Origin of the sequence: Thermosulfurimonas sp., assembly GCF_015491435.1 — a bacterium.
Classification (GTDB): domain Bacteria; phylum Desulfobacterota; class Thermodesulfobacteria; order Thermodesulfobacteriales; family Thermodesulfobacteriaceae; genus Thermosulfurimonas_A.
This window is the reverse complement of record NZ_WFVX01000002.1, coordinates 1-9,307: the sequence shown is the minus strand read 5'-3', so window position 1 is coordinate 9,307 and position 9,307 is coordinate 1. Positions and strand designations below refer to the sequence as shown.

The window sequence follows — 9,307 nt, the reverse complement described above, 5'->3', positions numbered from 1 at the left end:
GGTGGTAACGATCTTGACCCCCGGGGGAAGAGCGGGTTTGATCTCCTTCAGGCGTTCCTTCACCCGGCGGATGACATTAAGGGCGTTTTCCCCGTACCGCATGACCACGATTCCACCCACCACCTCGCCTTTCCCGTCCAGTTCGGCTGCTCCCCGGCGCAGGGCGGTGCCGAGCCGGACTTCAGCCACATCTTTAAGTCGAATCGGAGTCCCGGTGCGGGGATCGTTGGCCACCACGATATTTTGTAGATCCCTGAGGCTGCGAACGTAGCCCCGCCCCCGGATAAAGAATTCCCGGCCCGAGATTTCCAGTATCCGTCCCCCTACCTCCTGGTTGCTCTGTCGCACCGCCCGGACTATCTCCGGAAGGGAAAGACCATGGGCGTAGAGTTTTACCGGATCGAGCAGGATCTGATATTCCTTGACGTAACCCCCCACACTGGCCACCTCGGCCACCCCGGGGACCGCCTCCAGCCAGTACTTGAGATAGAAGTCCTGGAAGGAGCGCAGCTCGGCCAGATCGTGGCGGCCGCTTTCATCCACCAGAGCATACTCGAAGACCCAGCCCACTCCGGTGGCGTCCGGCCCCAGGGTTACCCGGACCTCCGAGGGCAGACTCCCTTTGACCCGGTCCAGATATTCCAGGACCCGGCTTCGGGCCCAGTAGAGGTCGGTTCCGTCCTGAAAGAGGATGTAGATGAAGGCCTGCCCGAAATAGGAATAGCCCCTTACGGTCTTTACCCGGGGGACGGAGACCAGGGCCGAGACCAGGGGATAGGTAACCTGATCCTCCATAAGATCGGGGCTGGCTCCGGGCCATTCGGCCACCAGGATTACCTGCACATCGGAAAGATCGGGTATGGCATCCAGAGGCACCCTTTTCAGGGCCCAGAGAGAGGCGGTGAGAAGGAAAGCGGTGAGGATGAGGACCAGAAAGGGATTTCGCCCGGAGACCTCAATGATGCGCGTGATCACCTTGGCTGCCTCCGAAACTCTTCAGGGCCGCTTTAAGCCTGGATTCGGCATCGATCAGGAAATTGGCCGAAACCACTACCTCTTCCCCGGGGTGCAGACCGGAAAGAACGATCCGCTGATGTCCCACCCGGCGTCCCACCTTTACCATGCGGGGTTCGAAGGTGCCCGGACCCTTACGCACGAAGACGTAATAGTGGCGTCCTCCGTAAATAAGGGCCTCGTCGGGGATGACCATCCGCATCCCCAGCGGGACCCGCACCCGCACCTCGGCCCAGGCCCCGGGGCGGAGGACCATCCGGGGGTTGGCCAGACTCAGGCGCACCCGGAAGACCCGGAGTTTTTCCTCCACCCAGGGATAAATTTCCTCGATGCGGGCCTGGAATTTGTGCTCGGTGCCCGGGACGAGTACCTCCACCGGCAGGCCCACCCGTAAGAGAGGGGCCTCGGTTTCGTAAAAATCGGCCTCTATCCAGACCCGGGAAAGATCCGCCAGACGGTAAAGGACCGAGGCCGGGGTAATGCGTTTCCCGGGAAAGACCCTTTTTTCCACCACGAAACCGGATACCGGACTGGGCACGGGAAAGGCCCGGACCGGTTTCCCGGTGGAACGGATCTGCTGTAAGGTTTGTCGGGAGAGCCCCCAGAGAAGAAGCCGTTCCTCCGCGGCCCGGGCCGTTCTGCGGGCCAGAGCCAGGGCTCCGGAGGCCCCCTGAGATTTGAGATTCCGGGCCCAGGTGAGGGAACGCAGGAATTCCTCCTCGGTGGAGAGCACCTCCGGGGAATACAGGGTGAAGAGCGGAGCGCCCTTTTTTACCCAAATCCCTTCCTGATCCACATATACCCTTTCCACCCATCCCGAAACCCGGGTATGGACTTCGTAGATCCGGGTCTCGTCGTAGGTCACGCGGGCCGGAGCCCGAAGTTCCAGGACCACCTGGCGGTGGACCACCGGAGCGGTGCGCACCCCGATGAGCTGCTGTCTTTCCGGAGAGATCTGAACTGGCACCAGACCCAGGCCACGGGAGGAAGGGGCAGGTCGGTGGGGCTGGGCGGTGGCCTCCTTTACCGGCACCAGATCCATGCCACAGATGGGACATTTTCCCGGGTGATCGGAACGGTAACTGGGATGCATGGGACAGGTATAGATGGTCTTGGCGGAGAGGTTGAAGGCCGCCGGGCCGAGGAAAAGCCATCCGGCTAGGAACAGGGCCGCGATCCTCACGGGATACCTCCTTGAGGCCCGGGGAGTTCCGGGACCAGGGTCCTCCCCAGAAGGGCCTGGATTCCGGCCAGGGCCGCCAGATAATTGACCCGATGCCGACACAGGGATAAACGGTGTTCCAGGAGGCGTCGAGCCCGCTCCAGGACGTTCAGAAAATCCAGTTTCCCGGTGAGATAATAAGTTCGGGCTGAATCCAGATCGGCCTGGTCCTGCGGAAGGATCTCTTTTTCGTAGAGCCGAACGAGTTCGGCCTCGGTTCGAGCCTGATAGAGGAACCCCTGCAGGCGATAACGCAGATCGGCTTTCACATCCTCTAGGTTTTCGCCGGCTGCCAGGGCCTCGTCCTTTTCGGCCCGGGCCAGAAGATCCTGTTTGCGGGAGATGAAAAGGGGGATGCTTATCCCGGCTCCGAATTCGTAAATCTCCGGATAAGTCCCTCGGGAGTACCAGCCGGCGAAGAATTTGGGGTCCGGACGTTTTTCCAGTTCCGCCAGATGGGCCCGAAGCTCCCTCTCCCGAAGATAGAGACGATAAAGGATCACCCGGGGAGCCTGTTCCAGAAAGGCACTCAGGCGTTCTTCCTCGGGAAGGGGGGGAAGCCCGGCCGGAAGCTCCAGTTTCGGAAGCCGGGATACCCGGGTGAAAAGCAACCTCCGACTCAAACGCTCCCGGAGCACCTTCTGTCTTTCCAGATTGCGGGCCACTCTTTCCCTGAGGAGCCCCCTTTCCACCGCGGCCCGCAGGATATCGGCCTGGATTCCGGCTCCGGTTTGATACCTGGAACGGGCACTCTCTTCCAGTTCCCGCAGGATGCCGTCCATTTCCCGCAGGATCTCGGCCTCGCGTTCCAGATAGACCATCTCCAGAGCGCTTTGAACCAGATCCCGCCAGAGCTCCCAGCTCTTTTCCTCCCATTTCAGGCGCAGCTCCTTAGCCTTGAGGGCGGCTATCCTTTCCCGGGTCTTCCTCTTGCCCTTCCAAGGGACGGTCTGTTCGATCTTGATTCCGGCCATACTCATGGGTTCCTCGCCCAGGGTATTGGCCGGAACAGGATCTCCGGCATTACGGACCATGAAGGTAACCCGCGGGTCGGGCAGGGCCCCGGCCGGGGCGATGCGGTTTTCCTGGGCGCGAATCCGGGCCCGCAGGGCCGAAAGCACCGGATGATTCCGGAGAAGGAGCGGGGTTTGAAGCCGAAGAAAGTCGCGCAGGCTTTCCGCCCCGGCGGGAAGGACCAGGAGGAAAAGGAGCAGGAGGGCAAAGAGTCCCTGTTGTACGGCCCGGCGAGGCCGGGAGCCCTTATCTGTGGTGAGCGGAAGGTGGCGGAGCCAGGGACATATCCGGCCCGGGAGGCGTTTTCCGAAAAGGGTCCTCCTGCCGGAGGCGGTGAAGAAAAACCTTCCTTTCGCCCGGGTAAGGGCCACGTAAAGCAGACGTTTCTCCTCCGCCGGGTCCGTATCCGGAAATAGCTCCAAAGGGAGAAGCCCCTCCTCGGCTCCCACCAGGATCACCGCCTCGGCCTCAAGCCCCTTGGCACCGTGGATGGTGAGGAGATTTACCCCCTCCCGGGAAACGGAGATCAGGTCCGCGGTGGAAAGAAACCTCAGCCTGGCGGCCAGTCTCTCCCTTTCCTCCCCGGAGAAGAGGTCCGAAAGAGAGGGTGCGAGAGGCCGAATTTCGGAAAGCACCTCCTCCGGGGTGAGGGTTCCTGCGGCGAGACGGTCGGCGAGCTGGAGCAGTTTCTGCCGCCGCTCCTCGGCCTCCACCTCGGGTTCGGCCACCGGAAGCCCCTCCCGAAGCAGGGTCTCCTTCACCGGAGAAAGGACCGCCCGCAGCCTTGCCAGCACCAGGACCTCGTCCGGGGAGAGCCCCTCCCCGGCCCTCTCCAGATAGACCCCACCGGTCAACTCCGCCACCAGTTTGGCCACACCTATGGCCTCGGCCTTTTCGGAGGGAAAGAACCACCCCCGGATCTCTCCCCCGGCCCGGACCGCCTTAAGGGAGGTGGATCCGGAGAAGAGATCTTCCCGCAGGGATTCGGCTGTAGCGAGGATCCTTTCCGGGACCCGGTAGGAGAGGGCCAGGGTATGGATGCTCAGACCGGGTAACCCCTCCAGAAAGGTCTTCAGGGCCCGGGGATCGGCGCCGCGGAAACCATAAATGGCCTGAGCAGGGTCTCCTACCAGGAAGAGCCCCTCGGCCGGGAAAAGGGAAAGGAAACGGAAGATCTCCGGGGAGAGGTCCTGACATTCGTCGATGAGGACTTGATAGCCCGGGGGAAAAGGGGGCCTTTTTTCGGGCACCGCGAGGAGGAGCCGCAGGTAGTCGTAAAGATCGCTCGCGGAAAGGTAATCCAGATAGGCCTTGCGGAGAGAGGAATAGGCCGGGTGTCCGGAACGAACGGCCTCAAGGAGCTTGCGCGGAGATCCCGAGATTTTGAGCTTTCGGGCCAGGCGCTGGATCAGGTCCGTGGCCTCTTCCTGGGAAAGAAGCCGGGGCGGGGCGTCTGCGGCTTCATAGAGGAGGTCGTAAGCCAGGGAATGAAAGGTCTCCACCCGGGGCCCCGAGATTCCCAGGGCGGAGAGACGTTCGCGCAGCTCGCGGCAGGTCTTTACAGTAAAAGTAAGAAGGAAGATCCTTTCCGGAGGAACTCCCTTCTGCAGGAGATGAAGGACCCGGGCCAGGAGGAGACGGGTCTTTCCGGCCCCGGGACCGGCTATGACCATGGCCGGCCCCGGGGTTTCGGCAGCCCTCTTCTGGAATTCGTCCAGGGGGAAGCCCTCCATGGGAATCTTTATAATCCCGCCCCCGGAGGGGAACAATATCCAATTAAAATTTCCTGAAAAGCTGGAAAAAATAGTCTAAACCTTGTTTCCGTAAATAGGCCTTATATACTTGGGCCCATGGCGCTTTATCATAAGTTGAAGCGACTCATAGGCCGGGCCCTCCATCGGTATGAGATGCTGGCCCCCGGGGATCGGGTTCTGGTGGCTCTTTCCGGAGGGGCGGACAGTCTGGTCCTCACCTATTTTCTGGCCGAATGGCGTCGCAAGGTGCCCTTCGACTACGAATTGCTGGCGGTACATCTGGATATGGGCTTCGACCGGGGCCCGGGGTATCGGCAGGGGCTTTCCGCCCTGGAACGGTTCTGTGAAGAGCTGGGGGTGCCCTTTCGGGTGCTGGATACCGACTGCGCCTCCCAGGCCCTTAAAGCCGCGGAACGAGGGAAACCCTCGCCCTGTTTCGTTTGTTCCTGGCATCGGAGAAAGTATCTTTTCCGGCTGGCCGGGGAGGAAAACTTCAACAAGATCGCTTTCGGGCATCATCGGGATGACCTGGTGGTGACCTTTTTCCTGAATATGTGTTTCCACGGGGAACTCTCCACCATTGTCCCGGTACAGGAGATGTTCGGAGGGCGCCTCTATCTTATCCGTCCCCTTGTTCTGGTGGAAAAGTCCGCCCTCAAGGCCTTTGCCCAGAGGGAAGGGTTTCCGGTGCTGGAGAATCCCTGTCCCTTTTCCGGGGAAACCCGCAGGGTCTTCATGGAACGATGGCTGGAGGAACATCTTTACACCATCAATCCCAAGGTACGGGGCTCGGTGTTTCGGGCCATCTTTAACTGTCGTCCGGAATATCTCCCGCGCTGAATCCCGCTTCCGGGGCCTTTTCGAGGCCGGGGTGTTTGTCCGAAGGAAGGGTTTACTTGAGGGAGAAAGGTTTTAAATTTTAGAGATCGGAAAGTTTAACGGGAGGTGATGGAGATGCCTATTTATGAATTTCGGTGTGACGATTGTGGGGAGCGTTTTGAGAAATTGTGTCTGAGCTCCCGTGACGAGCAAGAGACCCGGTGTCCGCGTTGCGGAAGCCCCCGGGTGCGGCGCGAATTCTCCACCTTTGCCTGTTCGCTGGGAGGCGGTTTCGGGTTCGGGTCCTGCGGTACCGGGGGGCACGGTTTCGGCTTCGGTTGAGCCTGAAGCCGGGAGGGGCGGTCCGTCCCTCGGAAAGGGCGGGGGTATTCCCCGCCTTTTTTATCTTTACCGGTTCGAGAGGGTGAATGCTAACGGAAGTGGTCCATTTTCTGCTTGAGACCATCGGGCGTCTGGGTTATCCGGGGATCTTTCTGCTGATGGCCCTGGAGTCCTCGTTCTTTCCCTTTCCCAGCGAGGTGGTGATCCCTCCGGCGGCTTATCTGGCGGCCCGGGGGGATATGGATCTTTTTCTGGTGATCTTTTCCGGCACCGGGGGGAGTCTGGCCGGGGCCTGGTTCAACTATCTCCTGGCCCTGAAGCTGGGGCGTCCGGCCCTGGGGCATTTTCTGCGCCGTTACGGGGGGTATCTCTTCCTTTCCGAGGCCGCTCTGGTGCGGGTGGAGGAATTTTTCGCCCGTCACGGACATATCTCCACCTTTGTGGGGAGGCTTCTGCCCGGGGTGCGGCAGTATATAAGTCTTCCCGCCGGTCTGGGGCGCATGAATCCCTTCCTTTTTAGCCTTTTCACCCTGCTCGGGGCCGGCATCTGGGTCACGGTTCTGGCCCTTTGCGGTTATTTTCTGGGGAAAAACCAGACCCTTTTACGCCAGGCCCTGCACCGGGCCGGGCTCGGAGCGGTGCTTCTGGCCCTCCTGTGTACGGGCCTTTATCTCTGGTATCACCGCCGGGGCTCAAGGCCCTCCGCCTAGGGCGGTTTATTCCTCGGGGATGTTTATCTTATCCCAGTCGTCGGGAATGGTTTCCAGACGGGCAAGCTGCGGTTCGTGAAGGGGCAGGATGAGATCGGCCATCTTCTTGATCCGCAGGGTCTGTTCGTAGGCCTGATAGGCATCGGTATGGATTCCCGGGGGAATGACTTCCCAGCCCAGGGCCCGCACCTCCCGCGGAGGCCAGTAATTGGTGAAGATGGTACAGACCCCGGTCAGCGCGGCTTTCCCCTTTTCCGTATCCACCAGCACGGTCATCCCTCCGTAGGTATGACCGGGGGTGTGGATCATCCAGATCCCGGGGAGGATCTCCTTATCCTCGGTGAGTTTGACGAATTGTCCGGCCTGGTCCAGTTCCTCCACGAAATCCGCGGCGTAGCGAAAATCCAGCGGATGGGGCTCATAGAGGCTTTTAAACTCCAGTTCATGGGCATAGAAGACCGCGTTGACACACTTGAAGTCGTTTTCGCAGTGGTCGTTATGGAGATGGGTGTGGAGCACGATATCGATGTCTTTGGGGGCCAGGCCGTAACGAGCCAGGGCCTCCTCGAAACGCCAGATCTTGGCTCCCAGGGCCTTCTCCCGGGCTTCGGTAATCACCGGGCCGAGGTATCCGGTATCCACCAGGACTACTTTATCTCCTCCCTCGATCAGCCATCCACACACCGGAACGTGGATCTCGCGACCGTAACCGTGCTGATAGGTCATCATACCCTGGTCGAAGATCTTGCTTCCCAGGACCAGGGGATGGATGCGATAGAGGGCCATCTTCCTCCTCCTGCAAATTTTGTTGAGTCCAATTTACTTTTATAAGACCCTCCCTCCCTTAAGTCAAAGGGAGCCCGCCGGGACCAAATACCCTCCGGACAGGGCACTTCATTTTACTTTATTATCGGGCCCATAATTGCACTTACGATCTTGCTATTTCTTACAAAATCTATCTCAACCTTCTTTTTTTCCTTTAAATGTAAATACTTGACATGATTTGGCTTATTATCATATCATAGTTCAAAAAAGGAGGAGATCGGGTATGAGACGATTTATTTGGTTATTGATATTTCTATTCCTGGGGGTCGGGGTAGTCCGGGCGGCTACGGTATCCAGGGTTCGTCTGGGGGTGCTGGCCAAACGGGGCACAGCCATCGCCAAGAAGAAATGGGGGCCTCTGGCTCAATATCTCTCGGAAGAGACCGGTATCCGGGTGATTCTCATTCCCCTTTCTTTCGATGGTATCGAGCCCGCGGTGAAGAATCGGAAGATAGATTACCTCCTGGCCAATCCCGCCTTCTATGTTCGTTTGCGCCAGAAATACGGCATCTATGCCCTGGCCACCATGCTGAACCGCCGCCAGGGTAAGGCCCTGGATCGTTTCGGAGGGGTGATCTTTGTGCGGGCCGATAGCCCCATTCGCGATCTCTCCCAGTTGCGCGGGAAGAAATTTATGGTGGTCAAGTTCTCCTCCTTTGGCGGCGCCTATATGGCCTTTCGGCTGCTCCTGGAACAGGGGATCAATCCCTTCCGAGAACTGCACCTGGTGGAGGGCTATACCCACGATAATGTGGTCTTTTCGGTTTTGAAGGGGCGTGTGGACGCAGGTACCGTGCGTTCGGACACCCTGGAGCGAATGGAAGCCGAGGGCAAGATCAAGATGGCCGACTTCCGGGTGTTGCATCCGATAAACGACGGTTTTCCTTTTGTGCATTCCACCCGTCTCTATCCGGAATGGCCCTTTGCGGCTCTACCGCACACCTCTAAGGAGATCAATCTACGGATCAAAAAGGCCCTCCTCGGGCTCAAGAAGGACCACCCCGCGGCCCGGGCCGCCCGAATCGCCGGCTGGGTGGAGCCTCTGGATTACACCCCCGTAGCCGAGTGTCTGCGGGTGGTGGATCGGGTGCGTTTGCAGCCTTAGAGCCTGATAGGAGGTAAACATGGCGGTGAAAAAACTGGGTAAATGTCGTTTGCCCCTTTCGGTACGGGTCCTTATTCCCATCATCGTTCTGCTGATGCTTCTGGCCGGAATAAGGATAGGGCAGATCTACCGGGACACCCGGCGGGAAAAGCAGAGGTTAAAGCAAAAGATTATTGCGGACCAGGACAATTTTCAGAAACTGGCCCAGAAGGTGGCCCGCGAGAACCTGACCCTGGCTCTGACCATCGCGGCCATTCCGGATGTTCAGGAATCCATAGCCCTGGAGGACCGGGAACGCCTCCTGGGGGTGATCAAACCCCTTCTGGCCCGGATTCAGCGCTACAGTCCCTATCCCCTGAAGGTACATTTCCATCTTCCGCCGGGGGTGAGTTTTCTCCGGGTCTGGAAGCCCAACAAATACGGAGACGACATCAGCGGGTTCCGGAAGACGGTGGTGAGGGTGCTTTCCACCGGACAGCCGGTTTACGGCATCGAGCCGGGT

The 9,307-nt window shown here is 59.5% G+C and carries 9 protein-coding genes; 5 read left to right on the top strand and 4 right to left on the bottom strand.

Annotated elements, in window-relative coordinates:
* From F8J34_RS00080 to F8J34_RS00070, 3 genes are all read right to left on the bottom strand, one after another.
* The coding region (locus F8J34_RS00080) for an efflux RND transporter permease subunit (protein WP_297055000.1) at positions 1–975 on the bottom strand (975 nt) is incomplete at its 3' end.
* A complete protein-coding gene (locus F8J34_RS00075) occupies positions 956–2,197 on the bottom strand; it encodes an efflux RND transporter periplasmic adaptor subunit (RefSeq protein WP_297054997.1) in 1,242 nt (413 codons plus the stop codon). The genes F8J34_RS00075 and F8J34_RS00080, both read right to left, overlap by 20 nt.
* Complete coding sequence (locus F8J34_RS00070; RefSeq protein ID WP_297054994.1) at positions 2,194–4,983, bottom strand: UvrD-helicase domain-containing protein; 2,790 nt, start codon at positions 4,981–4,983, stop codon at positions 2,194–2,196. Before F8J34_RS00070 ends, F8J34_RS00075 begins: the two co-directional genes overlap by 4 nt.
* 117 nt (positions 4,984–5,100) lie before the next feature.
* Between F8J34_RS00070 and F8J34_RS00065 the strand changes: the two genes are divergently transcribed.
* The 3 genes from F8J34_RS00065 to F8J34_RS00055 all read left to right on the top strand — a co-directional run bounded on the left by F8J34_RS00065 (position 5,101) and on the right by F8J34_RS00055 (position 6,875).
* Positions 5,101–5,844 carry an ATP-binding protein gene (locus F8J34_RS00065; protein WP_297054991.1) on the top strand — a complete coding sequence of 248 codons (744 nt, stop codon included), beginning with the start codon at positions 5,101–5,103 and terminating at the stop codon, positions 5,842–5,844.
* Between the two features lie 114 nt (positions 5,845–5,958).
* Entirely contained in the window at positions 5,959–6,165 is a 207-nt protein-coding gene (locus tag F8J34_RS00060; protein ID WP_297054989.1) for a zinc ribbon domain-containing protein, read from the top strand.
* An 86-nt stretch (positions 6,166–6,251) separates the two neighbouring features.
* Positions 6,252–6,875, top strand: coding sequence for a DedA family protein (locus F8J34_RS00055; RefSeq protein ID WP_297054985.1), 624 nt, complete (start codon positions 6,252–6,254; stop codon positions 6,873–6,875).
* A 6-nt stretch (positions 6,876–6,881) separates the two neighbouring features.
* Here the strand turns inward: F8J34_RS00055 and F8J34_RS00050 are convergent, their stop codons facing one another.
* Complete coding sequence (locus F8J34_RS00050; protein ID WP_297054982.1) at positions 6,882–7,661, bottom strand: N-acyl homoserine lactonase family protein; 780 nt, start codon at positions 7,659–7,661, stop codon at positions 6,882–6,884.
* Between the two features lie 262 nt (positions 7,662–7,923).
* Here F8J34_RS00050 and F8J34_RS00045 point away from each other — a divergent pair, with 262 nt between their 5' ends.
* Positions 7,924–8,805: a phosphate/phosphite/phosphonate ABC transporter substrate-binding protein gene (locus F8J34_RS00045; protein WP_297054980.1), complete on the top strand. Its 882-nt coding sequence runs from the start codon at positions 7,924–7,926 to the stop codon at positions 8,803–8,805.
* Positions 8,806–8,824: 19 nt separating this feature from the next.
* Positions 8,825–9,307 (top strand): cache domain-containing protein (locus tag F8J34_RS00040; protein WP_297054977.1); only part of this gene is annotated, 483 nt, incomplete at its 3' end.

Excerpts from the sequence above, each read along its gene's own strand:
- F8J34_RS00045 (WP_297054980.1), top strand. The coding sequence starts at position 7,924 with ATGAGACGATTTATTTGGTTATTGATATTTCTATTCCTGGGGGTCGGG.
- F8J34_RS00065 (WP_297054991.1), top strand. The coding sequence starts at position 5,101 with ATGGCGCTTTATCATAAGTTGAAGCGACTCATAGGCCGGGCCCTCCAT.
- F8J34_RS00055 (WP_297054985.1), top strand. The coding sequence starts at position 6,252 with ATGCTAACGGAAGTGGTCCATTTTCTGCTTGAGACCATCGGGCGTCTG.
- F8J34_RS00060 (WP_297054989.1), top strand. The coding sequence starts at position 5,959 with ATGCCTATTTATGAATTTCGGTGTGACGATTGTGGGGAGCGTTTTGAG.
- F8J34_RS00050 (WP_297054982.1), bottom strand. The coding sequence starts at position 7,661 with ATGGCCCTCTATCGCATCCATCCCCTGGTCCTGGGAAGCAAGATCTTC.
- F8J34_RS00070 (WP_297054994.1), bottom strand. The coding sequence starts at position 4,983 with ATGGAGGGCTTCCCCCTGGACGAATTCCAGAAGAGGGCTGCCGAAACC.